The organism is Rathayibacter sp. KR2-224 (genome assembly GCF_049446075.1).
GTDB lineage: Bacteria > Actinomycetota > Actinomycetes > Actinomycetales > Microbacteriaceae > Humibacter.
The window spans coordinates 1,027,316-1,053,020 of sequence record NZ_JBMSEB010000001.1 but is presented as its reverse complement, the minus strand read 5'-3'; the positions used below and the strand labels follow the sequence as shown (position 1 = coordinate 1,053,020).

Below are 25,705 nucleotides of genomic sequence, written 5' to 3'. Positions count from 1 at the left end.
GACAGGTGGCCTTCGGCCGCACTTACAGGCGGAAGGTCGAGACCGGGATGTCCGCGACCAGTCTCTTGGCCACGCCGAGCGCGTCGTCCTCGGACAGCTGGTGCGAGGTGACGAGGGATGCCAGGTAGCCGGCATCCGATCGGCGCGACATGTCGTGCCGTGCGGGAATCGAGCAGAACGCCCTCGTGTCGTCGATGAAGCCGCTCGTCTTCGTGAAACCCGCCGAGTCGCTGACGGCGGCCCGGTACCGCCAGATGCCGGCCGGGGAGTCGAGGAACCACCACGGCGCGCCCGCGTAGACGCTCGGGTAGAAACCGGCGAGCGGCCCGATCTCCCGCGAGAACAGAGTCTCGTCCACGGTGAACAGCACGAGCCGGAACGTCGGGTTCACGCCGAAATCCCGAAGGATGGGCGTGAGCGGCACTGTGTAAGCCCCGACGGCGGGCAGGTCGTGGCCGGTGTCCGGCCCGAACGCATCGAGCGTCGGCTGGTGGTGGTTGCGGATGACGCCGGCGTGCAGCTGCATGACCAGCCCATCCTCAGCACTCATCTCCGCTAGTCGATAGAGCATGTTGCGGCGGTACGCGTCAGCATCCCGCCGGCTCACGGTGCCGGCCAACGCCTCCCGGTGGATACGCTCGGCCTCCTCCGGCTCGAGCGGATCGCTTCCAGCATCGATCACGCCGGTGTCGGTGGCCGTCCCTGCGGCGGCCTTGAAATAGGCGCGGCGTGAACGAAGGGCATCGAGCAGCCCGGAGTAGGTGCCGCAGTCGATGTTCGACACGGCGGAGAGCGTTTCGAGGGCCGCCGGCCAGTCCGGCCGGAGCGGATGCATGTACCTGTCGGCCCGGAAGGTCGGCACCACTCGACCGGTGAACGAGGGGTCGTCGCGCAGAGCGAGGTGCGCAGAGAGGTCGTCTGCCGGGTCGTCAGTCGTGGCGAGCACCGCTATGCGGAACCTGTCGAACAACGCGCGCGGCCGGAACTCCGGGCGGCCGAGTGCGTCGCACAACTGGTCGTACAGGGCGTCCGCGGTCTGCGGCGACGGGGCATCCGTCAGTCCGAACACGTCGGTGAACTCGCTCTCGAACCAGTAACGAACGGGCGTGCCCAGGAAGGCGTCCCAGTTCTCGCACAGCCTGCGCCAGATCTCGCGACCGGATGCCGGTTGCTCGGACACGGCGTCGTCCTTGCCGCCCTTCCTGGGCAGCCCGAGCCGGGTGAACGGCACTCCGACGGCATGCAGCATGCGTGTCACGTAGTGGTCCGGCGTGATCAGCAGCGAGGCGGGATCGCCGAAGGCCTCGTCGTCGAGCAGCATTCGTGCGTCCACATGGCCGTGCGGGGAGTAGATGGGAGCGTCGGCGACTTCCGAGTACAGCCGCCTGGCCACGTCGCGCGTTGCCGGATCGGCGGGCAGGAGCCGGTCGGGGTGGTGGTTCAGTGCGGTCATGGGGTGGGGTCCTCCTGATCGGTGGTCGCTTCGTGCGCGGGGGCTGGCCCGGTCGACGATCGAACCGTGAGATGCGTAGGCAGCGTCAGCCCGCGCCGCGCAACCGGGGCGGCGCCGGCATCCAGTTGCGCGAGCAGCAGCGTCACGGCCAGCCGCCCGGCCTGTTCGATGGGGGCCGTCAGTGTGGTCAGAGGCGGATTGCAGAAGTCCGCGCCGAAGATGTCGTCGCAGCCGACGATGCTGATCTCGTCTGGCACCCGGATGCCGCGCGCTGACAGGTGCTGCAGCATCCCGATCGCGAGCAGATCGTTGAAGGCGATCGCCGCAGTGGCGCCCGTGTTGAGCACGGCGTCAGCAGCCGCAGCCCCTGCACTCCGCAGGGGCGAAAACGGACCGAGGCGGCGGGTGGTCACGCCGTGCGCCCTTCCGCTCTTCACGAATCTGCGCCATCTGCCCTCGTTGGGCCATGAGGTCTCGGGTCCAGAGACGTAGGCGAGATCACGGTGGCCGAGCGAGACCAGATGCTCGACCGCCTGTTCGATGCCTTTGGGCGTATCGATGAAGACCGTGGAGACGCCTCTGGTCTGCCTGTTGACGGCGACGAGCGTCAGCTCCGAAGCGAGTTCGGCGAGTACCCGATCGGACAGCCTCGAGGCGGCGAGAACGGCACCGTCGAACGACGAGCGCAGCCTGTGCAACAGGTCGTCCTCGTTCTGATCGGATTCGTCGGTGTCGATGAGCAGCTGCGAGTACCCGGATGCCTTCAGCTGCCGCTGCGTTCCCTTGATGATCCCGAAGTAGAACGGGTTCGTCACGTCGGAGACGAGCACGGCGATGGATCCGGTTCTGCCGGAGGTGAGTGCCCTCGCGGGTGAATTAGGGGAGTACCCCAGCTCTCGGGCGATGCCGGCGATGCGCTCACGAGTTGCCGAGTTCACCCTCCCTGGATTGGACAGCGCGCGTGACGCCGTCGACACCGCGACGCCGGCCTGCCGGGCGATGTCGGCGAGAGTCACTGGGCGGGGTGCACCGTTGCTCGCTGCCTGCATACCGACAGCCAATCAACGGGCGGAAGGCTTGGCAACAAAATGGCAACCGATTGCCAAGGTGCACCTGGAACTTCGGCTACGTCCCGCCGGCGGAACCCGGGACAGGACCGGCGACGGACTCGACGATCGCCAGCACGCTTCGTTCCAGGAACCGTACGAATTCCCGCGCGGACTCGTCACCCTCCGCGCCAGGGACGAGCTCGCCTTCCACCAGAGCCTGCTCCGCGAAAGCGACCCAGGCACGCAGGGCAACGCTCAGCAGAGGCGACTGCGGAACCCCGAGCTCGCGGAACACGGCGGTCACCCTCTGGGTCTGGATCTGCTCGGCTTCCTCGACGACGGCCCGCACCTCTTGGTCACCGCTGGCCACGCCGTGCACGAGCGATACGAACGTGCTGCGATGGTCGCGTACGAACTCCACGATCTTCGCAAGCGTGACATGCAAGCGTTGCAGTGGCGGCAGTTCCAGCTGCGGCTCCGTGGCATTCAGCATGCCGTCCCGCGCCGCCCTGACAACCTCGCGATGGAAGCCCTGCTTGGAGTCGAAGTAGTAGAAGAGTAGACCGCGTGAGACCCCGGCCTGGGCAGACAGGTCCTCGATGTTCAACTGGTCGAGTGGTCGATCCGCCAGCGCGGCGACGCCGAGGGCGACGAGCTGAGCACGGCGATCCTCCGGCGTCATGCGGATTCGGCGCTCGGAAGGCATGGCTTCGAGCATAGGGTCGGCCGGGTGCGCGGGAGCCGAGCCGGCGGTTCGAGTCGGCTGCGAAAACGTGCCCCGTTCGCGGGTCGACACATTCGACTGGCGCTAGCTCGCCGACTCGTGGTAGATAGTTACTGACGTTCGGTCAGTAGTGACGTCTGGATCAAGGAGGATCTATGAAGCTGCGTTCCCTCACCGCGAAGCGGGCTGGTCGTGTCGCTCTTGCCGCCATCCCTGTCGGAATCGCCGCGAGCCTGCTCATGACGGGCGTGGCACAGGGCGCCGTGCCCGTTGCGTTCACCGTCTCAGGATCGACGTTCCAGGTCGGCGCATCGAAGCTGGAGGGCACCGGATTCTCGCAATACGCCGGAACAGCTCAGCTGAAAGACGGCTCGACGCATCCGGTGTCGGTGGCGAACATCGCCAGCGCCAAGCTCTACGACCTCTGCCAATCGGTCGTGGTTCCGGGCATGCCGATGGGCCTCAAGATCACGGCTGGTGGCGGCGGCACGCCGGCCACAGCGACGAACCTTCAGATCGGCATGACGGATCTCAAGGGGGACGCGACGTTCAACAACATCCGAATCGGTGTCGACGCCTCAACCGTGAACACGGATGCCAAGGGTTCGGCGGGTGACTTCGCGCAAGACGCGGACTCGGTGGAGATCAACAACCTCCAGCAGACGGCGTGGAGCACGCAGGCTTCGGTGTTCAACCTCGCCGGCCTGCACCTGGAGCTCACCGACGGCCAGACCTGCTTCTGATCGCAGCGGCGAGAACAACGGGAAGAACGATGCAGACCCTCAGCGGATGGTGGCGTGCCTTCACGACCTGGAGTCGTGAGCGCCCGTTCGTCGGCGGGTTGCTGATGGTGCTGGCCGGCGCCGAGATGTTCTTCTCCGGGCAACTCAGCGTCGGAAGCATGCGCGTGCAGGTGGGTATCGAGGGCTTCCAGGCGATGCTGATCCCCATCGTGCTGGCACTCGTGGGCATTCTCGCGGCCGTCATGCCGCAGCACCGCATCTTCTACGGCGTCATCGGGCTCGTCGTGGCCGTGTACTCGCTCGTGGGTGTCAACCTCGGCGGATTCTTCGTCGGCATGATCCTCGCGGCGGTGGGCGGCGTGCTGATCGTGTCGTGGATGCCGCGCACAGCACACAACGCGAAGGCAGACGGGCCGAACGCAGACGAGGCAACGGTAGATGACGCGAAGGTAGACGACCAGAAGGCCGACGACACGAGTGCCAACACGGCGCTCGTCGAAGAAGGGATTGAGGGCGACGCGACGAGCGATGACGCCGGCAACGAGGCCGTGCTGTCCCGCGACGCCGCGGCGGTCGCGGACGAGCACCCCGGCCGCCCGGCCGGCCGTCGAACGCGGCGCAGGGCCGCGTCGCGCCGGGTCTCCGGTGGCGCCCTCGTCGTCGCGCTCGCAGCCGTCACCACCTTGGGGCTGGCCGCGGCCATGCCGCAGCGGGCGGCAGCGGCCGAGGCGACAGGCACCTGCATCCTCGGCTTCATCGGCAACTGTTCGACGCCCACGCCGAGCCCGTCCGCTCCGTCGAGCCCGTCGCCTTCTCCGAGTGCAGGGTCGGGCGACAGCGGAGGCAGCGGAGCGGGAAGCGGCACGGCGAGCGGCGACGCAACCGGCGCGCCAGCCCCTCCCACCGGCCCGCAGCTCATCGCTCCGCCCTCGGACTCGCCGGTCTTCTCGGGCAAGCCGGCTCTGCTGCAGGGGTCGTCGCTGTCGTTCTCCGGTCTTCGCTACGTGGGCCTCGCCACCGTTCGCCTGTCCGACGGCAGCACGGCAACGGTGCTCAAGCTCTCCATGGACAGCGTGACGATCCCCGGATTCCGACTGGACACGCGGGATTCGAAAGGCGCAGGCACCGACACGGTCGCCACGTCGATGTCCTTCAGCGGCGGCGTGAACACCTACTGCGCGTCGTTCCAGGCGGTTCTCGACAACGGCTCGGACGTGCAATACGACGCGCAGCATCCGCCGTCGTCCGACGGTTCGGTGCCCGTCACGCGCATCCTCTCGCTCGAGGTGTTCGGTATCACGGGCGGAAGCTCCGTGCTCACCGGATTCCACGAGATGATCAGCTGATCGCGGGCCGTTCGGGCGTTATCGCAAGGTCGCGCCGGCCGACGCTCGTTCCGCTGTCGCAAAAAGCGGGTGCCCGGCGCCGACATTCGCACTTTGTGACAGCGGAAGCCCGCCGGCCCGTTCAGGTGATCCCCCGGCCAAGGAGCAGACGCACGCGCAGACGCCGCGACGCTTCCGTGGCAAACCCTGGCAAACGTTTGCAGCCGCCTTGCAGCTCTGCCTAGGGTCGAAGACATGAGCTCTCCAACGGTGGCAGGCGACGTCACCTGGCAACTCTCCGGATTCGGCGACGAGATCGACGACGATCCCCACGTTCAGATCGCCGTGCTCGAAGCACTCGGGGCCAGGCATATCGAGGTGCGCAGCGCCTGGGGCGTCAACGTCGTCGACTTCGACGAGCAACAGCTCGCGGGCCTCAAGTCGGCGCTCGACGGCGCAGGCTTCGGGGTGTCCGCGATCGCGTCTCCGATCGGCAAGGTCGATGTTTCGCTGCCCGTCGAGCACGAGGTCGAACGGCTGGGCAGGGCTATCGCGGCAGCTCATGCGCTCGGGTCGCGCTACGTGAGGATCTTCTCGTTCTATCGCGCTGACGGCATTCAGGTGGAGCAGATCCGCGACGACGTGCTCGTGCGCATGCGTGCGCTCGCCGATCTGGCGGAACGCGAAGGCGTCGTGCTGCTGCACGAGAACGAGAAGGAGATCTACGGCGATGTGCCCGAGCGCGTGCTCGACATCGTCGAGTCCGTGGGCTCGGACGCCCTGCGTCTGGCGTGGGACAACGCCAACTTCGTGCAGTGCGGCGTGCGGCCGTACTCCGACGGCTGGCAGCCGCTCTCCCCGTACGTCGAGTACCTGCAGGTGAAAGACGCTTTGGCAGCAGATGGCAAGGTCGTTCCGGCGGGCGAGGGCGACGGCGAACTGCTTCAAACCGTCACGGCTTTGCGGGATGCCGGCTACCGCGGCTTCGCCTCGCTCGAACCGCACCTGGCCGACGCGTTCTCGCTCGGCGGGTTCTCCGGCCCCCGCGCATTCGGCACGGCCGCCAGGGCCTTCGCCCGTCTGCTCGACCAGGTGGAGGTCTCCGTAGCATGACCGACGTATCACAGCGACTCACGGCCGCCATCGTGGGCTGCGGCGTCATCGCCGACAACCACGTTCGCGCACTCGCGGCACGAGGCGACGTCGCCATCGATTCCCTTGTCGACCCGGTGACTCCGGCCGCCGAGCGCGTCGCGGCTCTCGCCGAGGAGTGCGGTCTGCCGCGACCCGCGATCTTCGCCGATCTGGGGCGGGCGCTCGCGGAGCATCCCGTCGACCTCGTCGTGATCCTCACTCCGAGCGGTCTCCACGTTCGGCTCGCGGAGACGGCTCTGGCAGCGGGCAGCCACGTGGTGATCGAGAAACCGCTCGACGTCTCGGTGGCGCGGGGCAGGCGCATCCTCGAACTCGCCGAAGAGGGCGAGCGGCGAGGACTCATCACCACCGTGATCAGTCAGCACAGGTTCGACCCGGCGTCGGTCGTCGTTGCTCATGCAGCGCACTCGGGCGAGTTCGGCACGCTGACCAGCGCCGTGGCATCCGTGGCGTGGTGGCGCACGCAGGAGTACTACGACTCCGGCCAGTGGCGCGGCACATGGGAACTCGACGGCGGAGGCGCCGTGATGAACCAGGGCGTGCACACCGTCGATCTGCTCGTGTGGTTCCTCGGCCGTCCGGTTGCGGTGTACGCCCACACCGCGCGCCTCGCGCACGAACGCATCGAGGTGGAAGACACGGCAGTCGCCACCGTGCGATTCGAGAACGGGGCGATCGCCGTGCTGCACGCCACGACCGCGGCCTACCCTGGCCTGACCGTGCGGGTGCAGGTGCACGGTTCGAACGGGTCGGCGATCATCGAGAGCGACCAGCTGGCCTACTTCGCCTCTGGCGGTCGAGCGGATGCCGCCGCGAACGCCGACCCGACCCGCTCGGCAAGCGGAAACCGCGCAGCTGAGCTCGTCGAGGCATCCGAATTGTTCGGCAGCGAACGCGGCGCCGACGCGTTCGTGATCGGGCACAGAAGGCAGTACGACGACATCGTGGACGCCATCCGCTCACGTCGCCGGCCGGGCGTCACGGTGGCGGATGCACTGCTGTCGCTCGCGGTCGTGCGATCCGTCTACCTTTCGGCGACCCTTGGCAGCGAGGTGCTCGTCGACGACGTGCTCGCCGGCACGTACGACGACGAGGATGTTCGCACCGAGATCAGAAAGGAGGGCGTGCGCGCATGAAGTTCTCCGTGTTCACCGCCTCCACGCCGCAGTGGACCCCTGCCGAGGCTGCTGCGGCGCTCGCCGCTCAGGGCTGGGACGGCATCGAGTGGCGCATCACGAACCAGCAGGATGCTCCGGAGCCGGGATTCTGGGCGGGCAATCGGGCGACCTGGCCGCTCACCGGGCTCGAGGACCACCTCTCCGAGATCGCGCGCATCACGAATGAGGCCGGTCTCGAATTCTCCGGAATCGGGGGCTACACCAGCGTCCACGACCGCGAGAACACCGAGCGGATGCTCGCCGCGACCGCCGAGCTCGGCGCGCCCCGGGTGCGCGTCACGATGCCCGCGCTCGGCACGGGCAACTATCGCGACCTGTTCTCCCGCGCCAGACGCGACCTGGAATGGGTGGCCGAACGGGCCGCAGGCCACGGCGTGCAGGCCGTCATCGAGCTGCACCATCGCACGATCGTCTCCTCTGCGTCCGCCGCCTATCGGCTCGTGGACGGTCTCGACCCGGAGCACGTCGGGGTCATCCACGACTCGGGCAACCTCGTCATCGAAGGACACGAGGACTACCTCGCCGGGTTCCAGCTGCTGGGGGAGTACCTCGCGCACGTTCACGTGAAGAGCGTGGCGTGGCATCCAACCGAGCAAAGGCGCGAGGACGGCTCGCTCGTGTGGCGGGAGAGCTGGGAGCAGTTGCGCGACGGCCAGGTGGATGTCGGCGCATACTTCGCCGCCCTGGTCGAGGTGGGCTACGACGCCTGGGTCACGCTCGAGGACTTCTCGACGATCGAGCCCCTTGATGAGCGCACCGCAGGCAACCTCGCATTCGTGCGGGCTGCACACGAGCGCGCAGTGCGTGCCGCATCGGGCGAGCGCGGCGACGAAGACGAGCATGTCATCGATTTCTGAGGCGCGCACCGCACGGCATCCCGTGCGCATCGCGCATCTCGGGCTAGGGCACTTCCACCGTGCGCATCAGGCCTGGTACACGCAGAGGGCCGACGCGGAAAGCCGAGCGGATGGCCGCAGCCCCGCTCCATGGGGTATCGCGGCGTTCACCGGTCGCTCCCCGCAAGCGGCGCGAGCACTGGCAGCGCAGGACTGCGTCTACACGCTCATCACACGAGCGGCGGACGGCGACACGGCCGAGATCGTGCAGTCCATCAGCGAGGCGCACGACGGCGCGGGCTCGGCATGGGAGCGCACCATCGCCGATCCGGCCGTGGCGATCCTCACCGTGACGGTGACCGAGCGCGGGTACGAAAGCACGCAGCCGGGCGAGAACGCCACGGAGACGCCTGCGGCGCGCATCGTGCGCGGTCTGGCGGCGCGGGCGAGGGCATCCGCCGGTCCCATCGCGCTCGTGAGTTGCGACAATCTGAGTGCCAATGGCGAGGCGCTTCGCCGTATCGTGCTCGACGAGATCGGCGACGCCGACCTGGCGAGCTGGACCGAGGCGAACGTCTCGTTCGTCTCCACGATGGTCGACCGCATCACGCCCGGCACGACGGATGCCGATCGCGAGACCGCGCGCACCCTCACCGGATACGACGACGCAGCACCTGTTGTCACCGAGCCGTTCAGCGAGTGGGTATTGAGCGGGGTTTTCCCGGCGGGACGTCCGTCGTGGGACCTGGCCGGCGCGCGCTTCGTCGAGGACATCGAGCCGTACGAGCGCCGCAAGCTGTGGCTCCTCAATGCTGGCCACACGCTGCTCGCAGCGATCGGACTGCCGCGCGGACACGACACCGTCGCCGAATCGTTCGGCGACAAGGAATGCAGGGCAGTCCTCGAGCAGCTCTGGACGGAAGCGAGGGTGCTTCTGCCGTTCGACGACGAGACCATCGACGCATTCCTCGCCGCGCTCCGCACCCGCTTCGCCAACCCACGGATAGCCCACCGGCTGACGCAGATCGCAGACGGTGACCTGCACAAGCTCAGGCAGCGGCAAGCCGCCATTGTCTCGGCGAGGCTGGATGCCGGCGACGAGCCCGGCAAGGCATCCCTCGCCACCATCGAGGCATGGGGTCGTGCACACGGCCTCGATCTGCCTGAGGCGCTCGACGTGCTGCAGCCGGGTCTGGCCAAACGCGTGTACGTGAACTGAAACCCAAGGAGAGACATGCTGATCCAGTCCGCCGAGGTGCTCGTTGCGAGCCCCGGCCGCAACTTCGTGACCCTGCGCATCACGACGGACGACGGGTACACGGGCCTCGGCGACGCGACGCTCAACGGTCGCGAGCTCGCCGTCGCCGCGTATCTCTCGGAGCACGTCGTTCCACTGCTCATCGGGCGGGACGCGAGCCGTATCGAAGACACCTGGCAGTACCTCTACCGCGGTGCCTACTGGCGGCGCGGACCCGTCACGATGGCCGCGATCGCCGCCGTCGACACGGCGCTGTGGGACATCAAGGCCAAGGCAGCAGGCATGCCGCTCTACCAGCTTCTGGGCGGCAGGAGCCGGAACGGTCTCACGGTGTACGGGCACGCATCGGGACTGGAGCTGCCCGAGCTGTTCGATTCGATTCGCGAGCACCTCGAGGAGGGGTACCGCGCCATCCGCATTCAGACCGGCATCCCCGGTCTGCCCTCCGTGTACGGCGTCGCGTCCAGCCGCAACGCCGAGGCGGGAACCGCTGCAGGAACGGATGCCCGCTACGACTACGAGCCGGCGCGGCGCAGCGCCCTGCCCGTGGAGGAGACCTGGGACACGCGCGCCTACCTGCGCCACATTCCAACGGTCTTCGAAGCCGTGCGCAACGAGTTCGGACCCGAGCTGCCGCTGCTGCACGACGCGCATCACAGACTCACCCCCATCCAGGCTGCCAAGCTCGGCAAGTCGCTTGAGCCGTACGACCTGTTCTGGCTCGAAGACGTCACGCCGGCCGAGAACCAGGCCGTGCTCAGACGCGTGCGCGAGCACACGACGACTCCGCTGGCGATCGGGGAGGTGTTCAACACCATCTGGGACTACCGGGAGCTGTTCGAGGAGCAGCTCATCGACTATGTGCGCAGCCCCGTCACGCACGCGGGCGGCATCACAGGCCTTCGGCGCATCTTCGACTTCGCGGCCGTCTACCAGATCAAGTCCGGCGCCCACGGCCCCACCGACATCTCGCCGGTCGGGTTGGCGGCCGCCGTTCACCTGGGACTGGCGATCCCGAACTTCGGAATCCAGGAGTACATGCGCCACGCTCCCGTCACGCACGAGGTATTCCGCACTACGTACACGTTCCAGAACGGCATGCTCGACGCGTCGGATGTTCCTGGACTCGGCGTGGAGTACGACGACGAGGTCGCTGCTGCGCACCCGTACGCAGGCGCCTACCTGCCCGTGAACCGCCTGCTCGACGGAAGCATGCACGACTGGTAGGCCCTCCTTCCCCGGCTCGCTGCGGCGAAACAGGCACGATCGCGCTCTCCTCTCGGAAACAGGTGCGATCTGCCTGTTGCGGCGCGATCTGTCTGTAGCGGGAACGATCTGCCTGCGTTCCTGGGCCTGGTAGGCTGGGACACCGAACTTCGGCGAGGGATGCCGGCCGCGCGAACGTGCGGTGCGCCGCTCATGCGGCACGGGCATCCGTGATCGACGCGGTGGACCAGGCTCACGTCTGTCCTCACGCTGACATGCAGCACGAGTTGACAACGAATCCCCAAAACGACGTGGGCCGCTAGCCCACCGAAAGCGAGACATCACCATGGCTGACGACAGCAACAAGGTCGTCGCGGAGACCCGCGACCGATTCGGCAAGGGCGCTGCGCGCAAGATCCGTGCCGCAGGGAAGATCCCGGCCGTGCTCTACGGGCACGGCGTCGACCCGCAGCACGTCACCCTGCCCGCGCACCAGATGGGCCTCATCCTGCGCAAGGCGAACGCCGTGCTCGACCTCGACATCGATGGCACTTCGCAGCTCGCCCTCGTGAAGGACGTGCAGAAAGACCCGGTGCGCCAGATCATCGAGCACATCGACCTCATCGCCGTTCGCCTCGGCGAGCGTGTGCAGGTCGAGGTTCCCGTGCACATCGAGGGCGAGTCGTTCTCCGGCACCATCGTGGTGCAGGACCTCTCGACGCTGCTCATCGACACCGAAGCGACCCACATTCCGGAGCGCGTCGTCGTCAACGTGGACGGTCTCGAAGACGGCACGCACATCACCGCGGCCGACATCCCGCTGCCGAGCGGTGCCACGCTCGTGAGCGAGCCTGACGCGCTCGTCGTGGCGATCACGGTTCCCTCCGCCGCCGCGGCCGAGGGAACGGAAGAGGCGACCGAGACCGCCGAGGCCGAGACCGCCGAAGAGTCGGCGGAGTAGCTCACCGGCTAGGCGCACGGTATGGCGGAACAGCCCTGGCTCATCGTCGGCCTCGGCAACCCCGGCACGCAGTACGAGCGCACCCGCCACAACATCGGGCAGATGGTGGTGGACGAGCTCGCGCGCCGGGCATCCGCGCCTTTCAAGTCGCACAAGACCAACGCGAGGGTCGCCGAGGGACGCATCGTCCCCGGCGGCCCTCGCCTGGTCATGGCCAAGCCGAACACGTTCATGAACGTGTCGGGCGGCCCCGTCGCGCAGCTCATGCGGTTCTACTCCCTGGAGCCCGAGCGGTTGATCGTCGTGCACGACGAACTCGACATCCCGTTCGACACCCTCAAGCTCAAGTCGGGTGGCGGCCACGGTGGGCACAACGGCGTACGCGACATCGCGAGCGCGTTGCGCAGCCCGGAGTTCGTTCGGGTGCGGGTGGGCATCGGGCGTCCACCCGGGCGAACGGATGCTGCGGACCACGTGCTCAGCCCGTTCACGTCAAGCGAGAGACAGGGGCTTCCCAACCTCGTCTCCGATGCGGCGGATGCCGTGGAGCTTGTGACCACGGACGGCCTGCTCGCGGCACAGCAGCGCTACCACGGCCGCGAGAACTGACACGATAACCTGCAGTTATGCAGCTTTTCACGAGGGAATGGGGCGAGGGCGACCGCATCGCCGTGCTCGTCCATGGCATCTTCTCCAGCTCGGGGAACTGGCGCGTGCTGGGTCCGGCCTTGGCCGACAAGGGATACCGCGCGATCGCCGTCGATCTTCCGGGGCACGGGCAGAGCCCGCGTGCGGAGCGATACACCCTCGACCTGCTCGCCGACAGCCTCCTGCAGAGCGTTCCGGCGCATCCTGAGCTCGCGATCGGGCACTCGCTCGGCGGTTTGACGTTGTCGAGGGCCGTCGACCGGCTGCAGCCGCAACGCGCGATCTACGTCGACCCGGCGTTCACGCCGCCGAAGGTCGCCTGGTGGCAGCGCATGCTCACCCCGTTGTTCCTGCGCAGGCTTCTCTCCTCCAACGCGGCGGCGGTCGCCAAGGCCAACCCCCGGTGGGCGCAAGAGGACGTCGAGATCGAGGTCGAGGACTTCTCGCGCTTCGACCGGCGGGCTCTCGACTTTCTGAACGGCGCAGAGATGGCGCCTCCCGCGACGATGGCGGTTCCTTCGCTGCTCGTGCTGGCCGACGACTCTCGGCTGGTCAGTACCGATGTGGCCGACGGCCTGCGCGCCCTCGGATTCGAGGTGCGCATTGTGCCCGGCGCGGGTCACACCGTGAACCGCGATGACTTCGACGGCTTCATGCAAGCGGTCGACGGCTGGGTCTGAGTCTCTCGCCGGGCCCCGCGACGCGTCTGGGTACTGAGGAGTGGCGGCGACGTCAGCGCCGATGGACGGACCGATGGCGGCGCCCGCGACTGGGGACGACGACCATGGTGGTGTTGGCCGAGGCGGCGTAGACACGGCCGTCCGGGCCGATGATCAGCTCAGGCAGGCCTCCCGGCACCTCGTTGGGCAGCGGGGGATGCACTCCAGACATGTTTGCTCCTCGTGTTCGCGCTTCCAGGTGGGAATCGGTTGCACTGGGGAAGAGCAGCAGGAGGGCGCGCTGATACAACGGCCGCTGAAGCAACACGGTGCTTGAGGGTGTGCAAGCAATTCCGGTTCCCCATGTATCAGGCGGGCGGACATCCGCTCTTGCACTGTCGAGAGGTGGTTCACCATGACCGATGAGCAGGGGCAAGACACCGCGATATACCCGACGGATCGCACTTCCGAGCAGCGAGCGCGTCTTCTCGACCGCATCGCCTCGGAGGCCACGCAACCGATCGCTGTCATTCGGCCGGAGTGATCGTCTTGCCGCAACCCGACCTGCACGCCACAGTGGTGTCCATGGGGCATGGTGAACCCGGGGAGGCATCCGCCCGTCCCGCATATGCGGTGGCGGCGGATGCCTTCCGCTCGTGGCTCGACGGCGACCGCGAATCAATGAGCCGGCTGGTGCAGACCATGAACCCGGTGCTCTGGCACGTCGTGCGGGCCCATCGGCTCGACGAGTCGACGGCGAAAGACGTCGTCCAGGAGACGTGGGCCAAGTTCGTGAGGGGATACGCCTCGATCGACGATCCGGCCGCCGTGTACGCCTGGCTCACAGTCACGGCGCGACGTGAGGCCTGGCGAACGGTGAAGAAGCTCGACCATTCGACACCCGTCGAAACGATCGATCTCGAACCACGTCTCGAAGCGGCACCGTCCGCGGAAGACGCCGCCGTTCGCCGCATTTCCGATGCCGTGCTCTGGCGCAGCGTCGACACACTTTCCGAACGCTGCCAGCGGCTTCTACGCATCGTCGCGTTCGACGAACGTCCCGACTATCACCGGATAGCCGCCGAGACAGGGATGCCGGTGGGAAGCATCGGCCCCACCCGTTCCCGTTGCCTTGACCGACTTCGAACCGTGCTGAAAGCGGAGGGGATCCGATGACACCCGAAACGCTCGGAGATCCGCAACTTCTCGCCGCCCTTCGCGACATGTGGGAACGAAGCGACCCGCCACCCGCAGACCTCGATGCGCTGGCCCTCGAGGCGATCGAGCGTACGGAGCTCGACGGCGACCTCGTCGTGCTCGAGCTCCTCGCCGAAGAGCTCGCGTTCGAGAACGTGCGAGGCGACGGCGAGCGCACGCTGCGATTCGCCTCCGACGGCTACGAGGTGCTGCTGCGCATCACGCGCGAGCCGGAGGGGTTCCGCATCGACGGGTGGAGCGCGCCGGCGACGGCCGGCGTCGCGCGCATCGAGGTCGACGGCCGGGAACGCTCGGTCGATTCGGATGCCTTCGGCCGCTTCGCCTTCGTGGGCGTACGGCCTGGCACGGCGACCGTGTGGCTGGCGGAGACATCCGATGGACCGACCGTCTGGACGACGGCGGCTTTCACACTTTGAACCGGAGGACCCGAGCATGCCAGAGAACGCCAACCCGTTGCGCCACGTGAGGCACTGGAAACCGGAGCTGCCACCGGCCGAAGCGTCGACGCTCACGTCAGAGGCCGCCAACGCCATCCCGGTGCCGGGAGTGCTGGCACATCCGACCGTGTACGCGCCAGACCAGTTGCTCGTCTCGACGCTCGGCGACGTCGATGGCACACTCGAGCTTCTCGGCCGTGCGGCCGAGACGTTCGGCTGGAGCATCCCGAGAGAGCACATGGTTTCGGTGGCCGCCCTGCCGGAGGACCACGACGCGAGGGCTCGTCGTTCCCAGCAGCACCCGTGGGCGACGGGAGCACTCGGTGCTCAGCGCGTTGCGATCGTCCCGGGCGAGGGCAGCACCCAGGCTCCCAATGCGTGGCTCGTGCTGCAACGCGCGAGGATGCTGGCGCCCGGCAACAAGCTCCCCGGCGTCGGCCTGAACCATGTTCTCAAGGTCGGCGCGACGCTGGCGGCGAACCCGTACGACCGCACCAACCCGTACGACCGCACCAACCCGTACGACAGGACGAACCCGTATGACAGGACGAATCCCGTCACGGGCGCGTTCGGCGCGGTCGTCGGCTACGCGTACCCGGGAACGGGCGGACTGCAGCCGGTGGCGGTCACGCTGCCGCCGCCTGCGCGCTCGGCACGGTCGGACAGATCGGTGGTGGCGGTGCTCGACAGCGGATGCGGGCGCCATCCCTGGTTCGACGAACGCGAAGGCGACGAGGTCGTGCGCCGCGACGTATCGCTGACCCTTCCAGACGGCACGGTGAAGCCGATCGGATATCGAGACGCCCAGCACGACAGCGAGGTGCATGGTGATGTCGACGGGCCTCTCGATGGCGCCCTCGACTCGGTTGCCGGCCACGGCACCTTCATCGCCGGGCTCATCCACCAGGCCAGTCCCGACTCCGACATCATCGCCTGGCGCATCGTGGAGCCGGACGGCACGGTGGGCGAGGACCAGCTGCTCGATGCACTCGCGAGCGTGGCGCAACTGGTGGCCGACGACGAGCACGGCAAGCCGGGCATCCGTTTGGATGTGCTCGTCCTGTCGCTCGGCTACTACCACGAGACGCCACAGGACGGCCTCTACGACCTCACGCTCTACGGTCTGCTCTCCGCCATCGGGCGCACCGGCACTGTCGTCGTCTGTTCGGCGGGCAACGATTCCACCGACCGCCCGCAATTCCCGGCAGCGCTGTGGGACTGGCCAGGCGGCGACGGGTCCCTCGTGCAGCCGGACGACGAGGCAACGCCGATCGTCTCGGTCGGCGCACTCAACCCGAACGGCACGGTTGCGCTCTTCAGCAACGACGGGCCGTGGGTCAGAACCTGGGCACCCGGCGCGTCGGTCGTCAGCACGATGCCGCACCTGAACGGTGGATTCAACCCGTCCGGCTCCCGCTGGTTCGAAGGCAGGCACCGTTCGTCCATCGATCCGGATGACTTCAGCGGCGGGTTCGCGGTGTGGAGCGGAACGTCGTTCGCGGCTCCCGTCGTCGCTGGGAGGATCGCTTCGGCGATCGACGGACTCGGACCCGCGAACACCGCACAGGAGCGGCGGGAGCGCGCGGCCAAGGCCATCGAGCTCGTGCTGAACGAGGCACCGAAAGCACGCTGACAAGCAGACGATCGCAGCAGGACGTGGCGATCGGGACGACCCAGACGGCCATAATCGAAGAATGCTCACTGCGCTCGAGTATTACGAGCGCGGGTTGACCCAGTCCAACGCAGGGCGGCACGCCGCGGCGCGACGGAGCCTCGTGGAGGCGGCGACCCGCGCGGAGGATGCGAACCTTCGCGCGCGCATCGCGGGCACCCGGGCCTACCTCCTGATCGCAATAGGCCGGCTCGACGAGGCGGCGGAGCTGTGTCGCGATGCCATCCGCATCGGCGGGATCAGCGAGCACACACGCTCCGTGCTTCTCGGTCAGTCGGGTCTCGTCGCCTTGCGCAGGGGAGACCTCCACGAAGCCCTCCGGCTCTTCACGATCGCTCGGCGGGGCCTTGAAGAAGATCCTGTCTCGGCAGGCACGATCGCCATGAACCGCGGCAACACTTTGCTCGACCTCGGCAGGTTCGAGGATGCCCGCATCGACTTCGGCGAGGCGGCGCGGCTCCTGCACACGGCCGGCCTGAGCGACGATGCGGCCAAGGCGACGCACAACCAGGGATACGCGTCGCTGCTGGCCGGCGATCTCGTGTCGGCATTGCGCTACATGGAAGCGGCGCGCTCCCGCGCATCCGCGGCATCCGCCGTTGACGCCGCAGTGGGCGACGTCGATCGGGCCGAGGCTCTCGTCGCCGCGGGCATGGCATTCGAGGCCTCAGCAGTGCTCGCCAAGGCGGCGGCGGTCTATAGCTCCCGACGGTTGCGGCTTCGTCAGGCGGATGTCGTCTGGCGCCGGGCCCGCACTCTGCTGTACCTGGATCTCGCCGCCGCCGTGCGTCAGGCGCGGTCTGCCAGTCGCCTCTACGAATCGCACGGGAACCTGGCTGGTGCGCTTCGCGCACGTGCCGTGGCCTTGCGAGCGTCGGTCGCCAACGGGGGAAGATCGCAGCGTCTTCTCGACGAGCTGGACGACGTCTCCACCCAGTTGGCGCGGCATGGATTGCACGAGGACGCGCGCGAGCTCCGGCTGATCGCGGCTCGGGTGCGTGTGCGGCGAGGGGGCGTGGGCGCGGCACGGGATGCGTTGAAGCGCATCAGGGTTGCGGGTGCGGCCCCGATCACGCGCCGCCTGCTGGCGCGGGAGGTGCGAGCTGAAGCGGCATCCGTGCTCTTCGACGATCGGCGAGCAGCACGCGAAGCGTCCCGCGGCCTCGATGAGCTGGCCGAGTGGCAAGCGCTGTTCGGCTCGGTCGATCTGCAGGCCAGCACCGCGATGCACGGCCAGAGCCTGGTGAAAGCGGGCATCTCGGCGGCGCTCAGATCGGGCGAGTCGCGCAACGTCTTCGAGTGGTCCGAGAGAGCGAGAAGCATTGCGAGCCATTCCGTGTCGCCGCGTCCGCCAACGGACGCGAAGGCGGCGGCCGACCTCGCGCGCCTCCGTGCGCTGCGGGTCGCAGCGGATCCCGGCCCGGAGGCTCAGCGGCTCGAGGCTCAGTTGCGGGAGCGCATCCGCATCAGGCAGTGGGCGAAGACTGGGGCCGGAGTGGTGGCGCAGCTGGCATCGCTCGACGATGCACACTCGGCGCTCGATGCGGAGACGGTGCTCGTGGCGTACGTGTGGTCGGGGCAGCGCTTGGTGGCGCTGATCGTCGAGAACGATGTCTCGCGAACGATCGAACTATCACCGGGCCGATACGACACGGCCGAGCGCGCAGCGCTCTTCGCCGACCTCGACGTGCACGCCGCGAGGCTCGGCGGTGCGATGGGGGAGGCGGTCGAGGCATCCCTCCGCGGGCGCCTCGAGATGCTCGACGAGCTGCTGATCGCGCCGATCATGTCGGCATCGCCCCGTGCGGCGCGCGATGGTTCGCGCTTCGTGGTCGTGGCACCCGGTGTGCTGGCGGGCGTGCCATGGACGATGCTGCCCGGCCTCGCAGGGCATGCCGTCGCACTGCCTCCCTCCGCCACGAGGTGGATCGCGGAGCAAGAGCGTGGCACGCACCGCCGGGGCAGCGCGGGGTTCGTGGTTGGACCGCGGGTGCCGCGCGGTGCGGAGGAGGCGATGCGTGCGGCATCCGGATGGGCGGATGCCCGGGTGATCGAAGGCGTGGCGGCGACCACGGATGAGGCGGCGGGACTCGCCGCCGCGGTGGATGTGTTCCACCTGACCGGCCACGGGCGGCACGCGGCCGACAACCCGTATTTCTCGGGCATCGAGCTGGCCGATGGGCCGTGGTTCGGCTACGACGTCGAGCGCATCCAACACCTGCCCGAAACCGTGCTGATCTCAGCGTGCGAGTTGGGGAGGTCGTCGGTCGGTTGGGGGCACGAGGCGCTCGGCATGGCTCGCACGTGGCTGCACGCAGGAACGAGAAGCGTGATCGCCTCTCCCGTGAGCGTGAACGACGACGACGCCTGCGAAGTGCTGAGTGCTGTTCACGAGGGCCTCTCGTGTGGCGCCGGACCGGCCGTCGCCCTGGCTCGGGCGCAGGCGCGCACCGGCATCGTCACGCCGTTCCTGTGCTACGGCGCTGGATGGTGAACCTGAACCGCGGGCGCCGCCGTCGGATCTCCGACGCTCAGCGGCCGTGCGCCGCGAGGATCTGGTCGAGGTCGATGTGGTCGAGCAGCTGCTTCCAGTCCAGCTCCCTGGCAACGTCTTCGACGCCGGCCTCGGCGAAAACCTTGCCGTTGCGCTGAACGACGACGCCCTCGGGAATGATCGAGTTGAGCTGCGCCAGCACCGCGTCGTTCACCGCCTCAGGGTCGAAGTCGGCGCCGTAGCGCGCATACACCTCGGCGGGAACCATGTATTCGATGGTCGTGATCTCGGTGGCCATGGCCCGAGCCTATCCACGCGACCCTGCCATGACGCGGCCGAGCCACCCGCCGATCCGATCGGATCAGGGGTGGCTCGACGATTGCCCGAAGCGGTCAGCGCCCGTTCGGGCCGAGCATCGGGATGCTCAGGCGTTCTGCTGCAGCGCGGCCTGCAGGTCGAGCGTGATGGTCACGTTCTCGCCGAGCAGCACGCCGCCGGTCTCGAGCGCGGCGTTGTAGCTGAGACCGAAGTCCTCGCGATTGATCACGGTCTTCGCGCTCGCGCCGGCCTTGTAGTTGCCGTACGGGTCGCCGCCGAAGCCGCCGAAGTCGAACTCGAAGGTGACCGGCTTGGTGACGCCCTTGATGGTGAGGTTGCCGTCGACGAAGAAGTCGCCGTTCTCCACACGCGCCCCCGTCGACACGAAGTCGATGGTGGGGTGGGTCTCCGCCTCGAAGAAGTCACCGGTGCGCAGGTGGCCGTCGCGGTTCGGGTCACCCGTGCTGATGGATGCCACCTCTGCACTTGCCGTCACGGTCGCCTCGAGCGGGTTGGCAGGCGTCACGAAAGTCGCCTCGAACTTCTCGAACTTGCCCTTCACCTTGCTGATCATGAGGTGACGGATGCTGAAGCTCACTTCGCTGTGCGCGGGGTCGATGACCCAGGTGCCCTCGCGGTAACCGGGGATGTCGAGTGTGGTGGTGGCGGTGTCGGTCATGGTTCTCCTCGTACGAACGAATGGAAGGAAAGGATGCGCGACGTCGCCGCGCGTATATGCAAACGCATGATCCGCGGGACTATTCCCAGAGCCCTACACTTGATTCAGTGATCCTCGAGGGCTTGACCGGGGCGCTTTCGCGCGCCCAGACATTCGCTGACGCCCTCGCCTATGCGAATCGCGACGCTGACTTCTCGGTGACCACCGGGCTTCGCGTACCGCTCGCGGCGGCGCTGCTCGGCACCCGTCCGGTCGACAAGCAAGTGCTGTTGGTCGTCACCGCCACCGGGCGCGAAGCAGAAGGCCTGCGCTCGGCGCTCCACGGCGTCTCGCCGAGCGCCGAGATCATCGAGTTCCCGGCGTGGGAGACGCTTCCGCACGAGCGTCTGAGCCCGAGTCCAGAGATCGTCGGCAAGCGGCTGGCCGCACTGCGGCGCATGGGAACGTGGACGCCGCAAGCGGGGCATCCGCTCATCGTCGTCGCGTCGGTGCGCGCAGCGCTGCAGCCGCTTGCCGCCGGTCTCGATGCGCTCGATCCCATCGAACTGCGCGAAGGCAGCAGGGGCAACGACCTCACGGGTATCGCCTCGAGGTTGGTCGACCTGGCGTACTCCAGGGTCGACATGGTGACGCGCCGTGGCGAGTTCGCGGTGCGCGGAGGCATCCTCGACGTCTTCCCGCCAACGGCCGAGCATCCCGTTCGTGTCGACTTCTTCGGCGACGAGGTGGAGCAGATCCGGGCATTCTCGGTGGCGGACCAGCGGTCCCTCTCGCACGACGTGCCGAGCATCGAGCTCGCTCCGGCACGCGAGCTGCTGCTGACGGATGCCGTGCGCCAGCGGGCAGCGGAGATGGCCCACGAGTTCCCGGGGCTCGAACAGCTGCTGACCAAGGTGGCCGAGGGCATCCCCGTCGAGGGCATGGAATCCCTGGCGCCCGCGCTCGTCGACCGCCTGGTACCCCTCACCGAATACCTGCCAGACGGTGCCGCGGTTGCCGTGATGTCGCCAGAGCGCGTCGCAGCGCGCGCGGTCAGCCTCGCCGAGACCAATCGCGAGTTCCTGGAGGCGGCGTGGAGCGCGGCGACGGTGGGCGCCGCAGCTCCGATCGATCTGGCCTCGGGGGACTTCATGTCGCTGCGGCAGCTGCGCGACGCCGCGAAGCTGAGCCGGCCGGGAGAGAAGGCGCCAGACCACCCGTGGTGGACCTTCTCGAGCTTCGACACGGGTGGCTCGGAACCCGTCGTGCCGGCTGAATCGTCCATCGCGAAGCAGTCCGTCGAAGACCTGGTGGCATCGGCGGGGGACTACGTACGCGTTGCGGCGCGGACGGTGCCGAGCTTCGCTGGCAACGTCGACGGCGCCGTCGGGCATGTGGCCGCGCGGCTGTCCGAGGGGTGGCGCGTCGCGATCGTCGCCGAAGGGCACGGCCTCGTGGAGCGAGCGGTGGACGTGCTCTCCGAGCACGGGGTCGCGGCCAGACAGGCGGAGGACTACCCGGCGGATGCCGAGACCGGCGTCGCCTACGTGCTGGCGGCATCCGTCGAGCAGGGCTTCGAACTCCCTGAGGCGAAGCTCGCCCTGATCGGGGAGACCGAGTTCTACGGCCGCACGATCGGCTACGACTCTCGACAGGTGAAGAAGCTCGGCGTTCGCCGCAAGAACGTCGTCGACCCGCTGCAGCTGAAGGCGGGGGACTACGTCGTGCACGAGACGCACGGCATCGGCAGGTTCGTGGAGCTCGTGCAGCGCGAGGTCTCCAGTGGCGGCCGAAATGCCGTCAAGTCCAAGCGCGAGTACCTGGTGCTCGAGTACGCGCCGTCCAAGCGCGGCTACCCGGGCGACAAGCTCTACGTGCCGACCGATCAGCTCGACCTGCTCAGCCGCTACGTCGGCGGCGAGGCGCCCCAGCTGTCGAAGATGGGCGGAAGCGACTGGGCGCAGGCGAAGGGGCGGGCGCGCAAGGCCGTGCGCGACATCGCCGTCGAGCTCGTCAAGCTGTACTCGGCCCGCATGGCGTCGAAGGGCCACGCGTTCGGGCCCGACACGCCGTGGCAGCGCGAGCTCGAGGAGGCGTTCCCGTTCGTCGAGACGCCAGACCAGCTGCAGACCATCGACGAGGTGAAGGCCGACATGGAGCGGCCGATCCCGATGGACCGCCTCATCTCGGGCGACGTGGGCTTCGGAAAGACGGAGATCGCCGTACGCGCGGCGTTCAAGGCAGTGCAGGACGGCAAGCAGGTTCTCATGCTCGTGCCGACGACGCTGCTCGTACGCCAGCACTTCGAGACCTTCCAGGAGCGGTTCGCCGGATTCCCCGTGCACCTGCGTCAGCTCAGCCGCTTCCAGTCCGACCGCGAGGCCAAGGAGGTGCTGGACGGCCTGGCCGACGGCACCGTCGATGTCGTGATCGGCACGCACAGGCTGCTCTCCAAGAACCTCACCATGAAAGACCTCGGCCTCGTCATCATCGACGAGGAGCAGCGGTTCGGCGTCGAGCACAAGGATGCCCTCAAGCGGCTGAAGACGAACGTCGACGTGCTCGCCATGAGCGCTACGCCCATCCCGCGCACGCTGGAGATGGCGGTGACGGGCATCCGCGAGATGTCGACGCTGGCAACGCCGCCTGAGGACAGGCATCCGATTCTCACCTTCGTCGGGCCGTATTCGGAGCGGCAGGTGGCCGCGGCCATCCGGCGCGAGCTGCTGCGCGAGGGCCAGGTGTTCTTCGTGCACAACCGGGTCTCGAGCATCCAGCGCGTCGCCTCGCAGCTGGCTGAGCTGGTGCCCGAGGCGCGCATCGCCGTCGCGCACGGTCAGCTCAATGAGCACGCGCTCGAGCAGATCGTCGTGGACTTCTGGGAGCGCAAGTTCGACGTGCTCGTCTCGACGACGATCATCGAGACGGGTCTCGACATCGCCAACGCGAACACGATCATCATCGACAGGGCCGACAAGTACGGGCTCTCGCAGCTGCACCAGCTGCGTGGCCGGGTGGGCCGTGGACGCGAGCGCGCGTACGCGTACTTCCTCTGGGATGCCGACAAACCGCTCTCGGAGACCGCTCACGACCGCCTGTCCACCATCGCGGCGAACAACGAGCTGGGCAGCGGCATGCAGGTTGCGCTGAAAGACCTCGAGATCCGTGGCGCCGGCAACCTCCTGGGCGGCGAGCAGTCCGGACACATCGCGGGCGTGGGGTTCGACCTGTACCTGCGGATGATCGGCGAGGCCGTGGGCACCTTCCGCGGCGAGGTCGCAGAGGGGCAGACCGAGCTGCGGCTCGAGTTGCCGGTCGACGCGCACATCCCCGAGGAGTACGTGGACTCGGAGCGGCTGCGGTTGGAGGCGTACCAGAAGCTGTCGGCAGCATCCGGCCCCAACGCGAAGCCGGATGCCATCGACCTCGTGCTCGACGAGCTCACCGACCGCTACGGCGAGCCGCCCGAGGCCGTCACGAACCTCATCTCGGTGTCGCGGTTGCGCAGGCGCGCACAACAGGCGGGCCTCTCCGACGTGGTCGCCATGGGCTCCAACCTGCGCATCGCGCCCGCGGAACTGCCCGATTCCCTGCAGGTGCGGCTGCAGCGCCTGTATCCGAAGTCCCGTATCGTGACGGCGCAGAAGGTGCTGCTCGTGCCGTTGCCCGTGAAAGACGGCGAGCCGCTGCCCGACGCGGAGCTCATCTCCTGGGTGCGCACGCTGCTCGACGCGATCTTCCCGCAGCCAGAGGTCGAGCCGGAGCGGGAAGCCGTCGAGCGGTGACGTTCGCTCCGCCTCCGGCCTTCACCACGCGCCCGACCCTTCGGGGAACGTTCGGCATGGCGGCGTCCACGCACTGGCTCGCGACGGCGAGTGCGCAGTCCGTGCTGGAGCGCGGTGGCAATGCCTTCGACGCCGCCGTCGCGGCGGGGTTCGTGCTGCACATCGTCGAGCCGCACCTGAACGGGCCTGGCGGAGACCTCACCGGGCTCTACCGGCCCGCTGGCGCCGACGTGCGAGTGCTCATGGGACAGGGTCCGGCTCCCGCAGGCGCGACTATCGCCCACTACCGCGACGTCGAGGGGCTCGCCGATGTCCCCGGTGCTGGCGCCCTCGCTGCCGCCGTGCCCGGTTCGGTCGACGCCTGGCTCTGGCTGCTCGCCGAACACGGCACGTGGGAGCTGGGGGAGGTTCTGGCGTACGCGATCGGGTATGCCGAGCACGGGCATCCGGTGCACCAGAACGTCGTGACGACGATCGATCGCGTGCGGCGGCTCTTCCTCGAGCACTGGCCCACCTCTGCGGCACTGTGGCTGGATGCCGACGGCAACCCGCCCAAGGCCGGTCAGGTCATCACGAACCCGGCGTACGCCGCCGTGCTGCGTCGGCTCGTGGCCGCAGGCGACGGTGAGTCGTCACGCGAGGAGCGCATTCTCGCTGCGCGCCGGGAGTGGAAGACGGGTTCGATCGCCGAGGCGGTGGAACGCGCCGCGAGCCGACCGCACAGGCACAGCGACGGTCGCGATCATGCGGGCGTGCTGCTGGCATCCGATCTGTCGGCTTTCGCGGCGGGTAGCGAGGATGCGCTCTGGTACGACTTCCGCGGATGGCGCGTGCACAAGACGGGGCCGTGGGGTCAGGGGCCCGTGCTGCTGCAGGCGCTGGCCATCCTGGACGGGTACGGACGTCTGCACGGGCTCACCGACGAACACCTCGACCCGGGCACGGCATTCGGCATCCACGTGATCGCCGAAGCGGAGAAGCTGGCGCTCGCCGACCGGGATGCGTGGTACGGGGACCCGGACTTCGCCGACGTGCCGCTTGCGACGCTGCTCTCGCCGGAGTATGCGGAAAGCCGGGCGGCGCTGATCGGAGACACCGCAAGCACTCGGTTGCGTCCGGGTTCCCCGAACGGCCGGCCGCCCTATCTGCCGGCTGTGGCAGTGGGAACCGCCAACGATGGCCTCGCCGAGGCGCCTGATGATCAGCGGCCTGAAGTGCAGACGTCTGACGAGCGACCGCGGGCCGCTGGGGCGGACATGGGTGTCGGCGAGCCCACCGTCGACAGGCACGGGCAGACCCGCGGCGACACGTGCCATCTGGACGTGGTGGACGCCCATGGGAACGTCGTGACCGTGACGCCCTCCGGCGGATGGCTTCAGTCCTCGCCGACCGTCGCGGAGCTCGGCTTCTGCTTGGGCACGCGGCTGCAGATGGCGTGGCTGGACGAACGCTCGCCGTCGGCCCTCAGGCCGGGTGCCCGCCCGCGCACGACACTCTCGGCGACGCTTGTGACGGCGTCCGCCTCCGACGACGAGCGGGTCATGACGCTGGGCACGCCAGGCGGCGATCAGCAGGACCAGTGGCAGCTCCCGGCACTGCTGCGGATGCTCGTGGCCGGGTGGGACCCGCAGGCCGCGATCGACGCGCCCACGTTCCACACCACGAGCCACCTCTCCAGCTTCTGGCCGCGCGATTGGGAACCCGCTGGTCTCGTCGTGGAAGACCGTGTGGGCGAAGACGTGATCGCGCAACTGGAACGACGCGGACACCGTGTCACCGTTTCCGGCGCGTGGACGCTGGGCAGGCTCAGCGGGGTCGGCAGTGCGCGGGCTCACGGCGGCGCGCCGTCCGTGCTGTGGGCGGCCGCCAACCCGCGAGGCATGCAGGGGTACGCGGCCGGCCGCTGACACCCCCGCAGCACCGCTGGT

The 25,705-nt window shown here is 68.3% G+C and carries 22 protein-coding genes; 16 read left to right on the top strand and 6 right to left on the bottom strand.

Going from position 1 to position 25,705, the window contains the following annotated elements:
* Window positions 1-22 precede the first annotated feature (22 nt).
* The 3 genes from uxaC to ACO2Q7_RS04935 form a co-directional block, all read right to left on the bottom strand.
* Window positions 23-1,453: a glucuronate isomerase gene (gene uxaC, locus ACO2Q7_RS04945; protein WP_423354510.1), complete on the bottom strand. Its 1,431-nt coding sequence runs from the start codon at window positions 1,451-1,453 to the stop codon at window positions 23-25.
* Complete coding sequence (locus tag ACO2Q7_RS04940) at window positions 1,450-2,502, bottom strand: LacI family DNA-binding transcriptional regulator (protein ID WP_423354509.1); 1,053 nt, start codon at window positions 2,500-2,502, stop codon at window positions 1,450-1,452. Before ACO2Q7_RS04940 ends, uxaC begins: the two co-directional genes overlap by 4 nt.
* Before the next feature lie 76 nt (window positions 2,503-2,578).
* Entirely contained in the window at window positions 2,579-3,208 is a 630-nt protein-coding gene (locus ACO2Q7_RS04935) for a TetR/AcrR family transcriptional regulator (protein WP_423354508.1), read from the bottom strand.
* 173 nt (window positions 3,209-3,381) lie between these two features.
* Here ACO2Q7_RS04935 and ACO2Q7_RS04930 point away from each other — a divergent pair, with 173 nt between their 5' ends.
* The 10 genes from ACO2Q7_RS04930 to ACO2Q7_RS04885 all read left to right on the top strand — a co-directional run bounded on the left by ACO2Q7_RS04930 (window position 3,382) and on the right by ACO2Q7_RS04885 (window position 13,216).
* The gene (locus tag ACO2Q7_RS04930; RefSeq protein ID WP_423354507.1) at window positions 3,382-3,969 is read left to right on the top strand and encodes a DUF6230 family protein; all 588 of its coding nucleotides are present in this window, start codon (window positions 3,382-3,384) and stop codon (window positions 3,967-3,969) included.
* Between the two features lie 29 nt (window positions 3,970-3,998).
* The gene (locus tag ACO2Q7_RS04925; RefSeq protein ID WP_423354506.1) at window positions 3,999-5,315 is read left to right on the top strand and encodes a DUF6114 domain-containing protein; all 1,317 of its coding nucleotides are present in this window, start codon (window positions 3,999-4,001) and stop codon (window positions 5,313-5,315) included.
* Between the two features lie 234 nt (window positions 5,316-5,549).
* Window positions 5,550-6,407 carry a sugar phosphate isomerase/epimerase family protein gene (locus tag ACO2Q7_RS04920; RefSeq protein WP_423354505.1) on the top strand — a complete coding sequence of 286 codons (858 nt, stop codon included), beginning with the start codon at window positions 5,550-5,552 and terminating at the stop codon, window positions 6,405-6,407.
* Window positions 6,404-7,585: a Gfo/Idh/MocA family protein gene (locus ACO2Q7_RS04915; protein WP_423354504.1), complete on the top strand. Its 1,182-nt coding sequence runs from the start codon at window positions 6,404-6,406 to the stop codon at window positions 7,583-7,585. The genes ACO2Q7_RS04920 and ACO2Q7_RS04915 overlap by 4 nt, the downstream gene beginning before the upstream one ends.
* Window positions 7,582-8,484: a sugar phosphate isomerase/epimerase family protein gene (locus ACO2Q7_RS04910; RefSeq protein WP_423354503.1), complete on the top strand. Its 903-nt coding sequence runs from the start codon at window positions 7,582-7,584 to the stop codon at window positions 8,482-8,484. The genes ACO2Q7_RS04915 and ACO2Q7_RS04910 overlap by 4 nt, the downstream gene beginning before the upstream one ends.
* The gene (locus ACO2Q7_RS04905) at window positions 8,468-9,682 is read left to right on the top strand and encodes a mannitol dehydrogenase family protein (protein ID WP_423354502.1); all 1,215 of its coding nucleotides are present in this window, start codon (window positions 8,468-8,470) and stop codon (window positions 9,680-9,682) included. The genes ACO2Q7_RS04910 and ACO2Q7_RS04905 overlap by 17 nt, the downstream gene beginning before the upstream one ends.
* 15 nt (window positions 9,683-9,697) lie before the next feature.
* Window positions 9,698-10,948 (top strand): D-mannonate dehydratase ManD, encoded by a 1,251-nt coding sequence (gene manD / locus ACO2Q7_RS04900; protein ID WP_423354501.1) that lies wholly within the window; start codon window positions 9,698-9,700, stop codon window positions 10,946-10,948.
* A gap of 325 nt (window positions 10,949-11,273) precedes the next feature.
* Window positions 11,274-11,888, top strand: a complete 615-nt coding sequence (locus tag ACO2Q7_RS04895) for a 50S ribosomal protein L25/general stress protein Ctc (RefSeq protein ID WP_423354500.1) — start codon at window positions 11,274-11,276, stop codon at window positions 11,886-11,888.
* A gap of 21 nt (window positions 11,889-11,909) precedes the next feature.
* On the top strand, window positions 11,910-12,497 hold the full coding sequence (gene pth / locus ACO2Q7_RS04890; RefSeq protein ID WP_423354499.1) for an aminoacyl-tRNA hydrolase: 588 nt from the start codon (window positions 11,910-11,912) through the stop codon (window positions 12,495-12,497).
* Window positions 12,498-12,514: 17 nt separating this feature from the next.
* Window positions 12,515-13,216, top strand: coding sequence for an alpha/beta fold hydrolase (locus tag ACO2Q7_RS04885; RefSeq protein WP_423354498.1), 702 nt, complete (start codon window positions 12,515-12,517; stop codon window positions 13,214-13,216).
* Between the two features lie 52 nt (window positions 13,217-13,268).
* Here ACO2Q7_RS04885 and ACO2Q7_RS04880 read toward each other — a convergent pair whose 3' ends face one another.
* Window positions 13,269-13,427 (bottom strand): hypothetical protein, encoded by a 159-nt coding sequence (locus tag ACO2Q7_RS04880; RefSeq protein ID WP_423354497.1) that lies wholly within the window; start codon window positions 13,425-13,427, stop codon window positions 13,269-13,271.
* A gap of 353 nt (window positions 13,428-13,780) precedes the next feature.
* On the opposite strand from ACO2Q7_RS04880, the gene ACO2Q7_RS04875 reads away from it, so the two are divergent.
* The 4 genes from ACO2Q7_RS04875 (at window position 13,781) to ACO2Q7_RS04860 (ending at window position 19,016) form a co-directional block, all read left to right on the top strand.
* A complete protein-coding gene (locus tag ACO2Q7_RS04875; protein WP_423354496.1) occupies window positions 13,781-14,371 on the top strand; it encodes an RNA polymerase sigma factor in 591 nt (196 codons plus the stop codon).
* Entirely contained in the window at window positions 14,368-14,829 is a 462-nt protein-coding gene (locus ACO2Q7_RS04870; protein WP_423354495.1) for a hypothetical protein, read from the top strand. The genes ACO2Q7_RS04875 and ACO2Q7_RS04870 overlap by 4 nt, the downstream gene beginning before the upstream one ends.
* Window positions 14,830-14,845: 16 nt before the next feature.
* On the top strand, window positions 14,846-16,483 hold the full coding sequence (locus tag ACO2Q7_RS04865) for a S8/S53 family peptidase (protein ID WP_423354494.1): 1,638 nt from the start codon (window positions 14,846-14,848) through the stop codon (window positions 16,481-16,483).
* A gap of 61 nt (window positions 16,484-16,544) precedes the next feature.
* A complete protein-coding gene (locus tag ACO2Q7_RS04860; RefSeq protein ID WP_423354493.1) occupies window positions 16,545-19,016 on the top strand; it encodes a CHAT domain-containing protein in 2,472 nt (823 codons plus the stop codon).
* Window positions 19,017-19,053: 37 nt separating this feature from the next.
* On the opposite strand, the gene ACO2Q7_RS04855 is transcribed toward ACO2Q7_RS04860, so the two are convergent.
* Both ACO2Q7_RS04855 and ACO2Q7_RS04850 read right to left on the bottom strand, forming a co-directional pair.
* On the bottom strand, window positions 19,054-19,314 hold the full coding sequence (locus ACO2Q7_RS04855; RefSeq protein ID WP_423354492.1) for a hypothetical protein: 261 nt from the start codon (window positions 19,312-19,314) through the stop codon (window positions 19,054-19,056).
* A gap of 126 nt (window positions 19,315-19,440) precedes the next feature.
* Window positions 19,441-20,013 carry a YceI family protein gene (locus ACO2Q7_RS04850; protein ID WP_423354491.1) on the bottom strand — a complete coding sequence of 191 codons (573 nt, stop codon included), beginning with the start codon at window positions 20,011-20,013 and terminating at the stop codon, window positions 19,441-19,443.
* 107 nt (window positions 20,014-20,120) lie between these two features.
* Here ACO2Q7_RS04850 and mfd point away from each other — a divergent pair, with 107 nt between their 5' ends.
* Both mfd and ACO2Q7_RS04840 read left to right on the top strand, forming a co-directional pair.
* Window positions 20,121-23,777 carry a transcription-repair coupling factor gene (gene mfd / locus ACO2Q7_RS04845; protein WP_423354490.1) on the top strand — a complete coding sequence of 1,219 codons (3,657 nt, stop codon included), beginning with the start codon at window positions 20,121-20,123 and terminating at the stop codon, window positions 23,775-23,777.
* The gene (locus tag ACO2Q7_RS04840; protein ID WP_423354489.1) at window positions 23,774-25,684 is read left to right on the top strand and encodes a gamma-glutamyltransferase family protein; all 1,911 of its coding nucleotides are present in this window, start codon (window positions 23,774-23,776) and stop codon (window positions 25,682-25,684) included. Before mfd ends, ACO2Q7_RS04840 begins: the two co-directional genes overlap by 4 nt.
* Window positions 25,685-25,705 lie beyond the last annotated feature (21 nt).